Here is a 1,441-nt window from a genome sequence, read left to right as displayed (position 1 = left end):
CCTCCGGGTGGAACAATTCCACTACGCGGGTGCCAGGGTGGCAGAATACCAAGTTCGCAAGACCCGCGCCATGGGGCGATACTACGGCTTCGGCCTCCTGGAACAATCGGAGTTGTTCCCCGAACGACATCGTTTCCAGCCACACGGATTGAAAACCAAACCTATGCAGAACTTCCATTACTTCGGATTCGTTCATTATTCTCCGGTATTCCGCAAGCGAGCGGCTGACAAAGAGTCGTCTGCACGCCTTCATCGGCCTGCGGTCCGGCAGCAGCCTCGCCCGAAGCAGTTCGCAAGCTAACCTTGGAACATTACCGGAGAAACCAGCCATAGAGGGCACGACGAGACGTCTGGCCCTGAAATGCGAATGCTCGCCCACTTCCAGCAACTGCGATTCGGGTATTCCGAACATAGCGAGTGATTCGCGCTGGAAATCATGTCCTCCTAGCCGGTTAATCAGGTACCGGTCGATACGGATTCCTGACTGCCGCAGCAGCTCGATTCGCGGCAAGACGTCAAACATCCAATGATAGTAATTATAGCTCCCCGGCGAAGTAAGCACCCCGACTGTCTCGTCCAAAAATGCCGCTGGAGGAARGTTCCATGACGTGCTTAACGAATGATACATCGGATCATGTGGCTTATTGAACTCGATGCTGACTTCCCACAACAGCTTGTTGTCAGGAGTGATGATACCACCGCTTCTCCCAGCCACTCTTCCCCAAGGAATGACAGCCACGGATTGCCGTGGGGGCGTACCAGGATGAAATAAGTAACGGACCTCGTGCTGCGGAAACGACAGCGGGGCATCATCGGAAGGGAAAGGGATGTATTGCGCCGCCACGTCGGGATAATAATGATCTGCGTTATACATACTGAACCATTCCTGTGCGGTTGGATACGCCCCTACTGGACCTCTTGTCTCCCCATAATGGATCATAGACTCGCTTCCTTGCAGTAGTTCCGCAAACAACTCGTGCTTGCGCGTCCCCGCAGCCAGCTTGTTCGTACAATAATCAATTTCCATCTGGTCGGGTTGCCGCTCGAGAAGTTCGGTATACAGGGTCGCGGCAAACGCATAACCATCGAGACGAAACAGCTTCTGTAACTCGTATGCAATGGTCACTTTTTTCCCCTCCCCCCCTAACAGAATGATTAGTAATCACGGTTGTACTTACCGTCAGCTTCCGCACTCATTAAGATACGAAACATAATACTCATCTTGGACACATCCGCTTGAAGCAGGGCCATATGCACGGCCAAGCCTTCGGGATCTGGCTCCCGGTTGAGCAGTTCTCTATATAGAGCCGTTATGAATTCATGCCCTTCCATTTGCAAAAGGGCGCGCATTCTGGATGAGATTGTCATAAAGGCATTCCTCCCGGTATCCATCTAGAATTGGCTTAAGTACCCTCACACCGGAAGCCAATGGGCGCTTCCG

General features: G+C 52.7%; 2 protein-coding genes. Both read right to left on the bottom strand.

Annotated features, from left to right (window positions below; all coding sequences use genetic code 11):
• The coding region (locus tag AC1DWB_RS35105) for a glycosyltransferase 61 family protein (RefSeq protein ID WP_477545693.1) at nucleotides 1–1,126 on the bottom strand (1,126 nt) is incomplete at its 3' end.
• 29 nt (nucleotides 1,127–1,155) lie between these two features.
• Nucleotides 1,156–1,368, bottom strand: a complete 213-nt coding sequence (locus AC1DWB_RS35100) for a DUF4214 domain-containing protein (protein WP_477545692.1) — start codon at nucleotides 1,366–1,368, stop codon at nucleotides 1,156–1,158.
• Nucleotides 1,369–1,441: the final 73 nt, after the last annotated feature.

This window comes from Paenibacillus sp. P4_E11 (assembly GCF_056401635.1).
The sequence above is the reverse complement of the archived record's forward strand: the minus strand, read 5'-3'. Positions and strand labels throughout refer to the sequence as shown.

Coding starts and splice junctions, on each gene's coding strand:
- AC1DWB_RS35100 (WP_477545692.1), bottom strand. CDS start 1,368: ATGACAATCTCATCCAGAATGCGCGCCCTTTTGCAAATGGAAGGGCAT.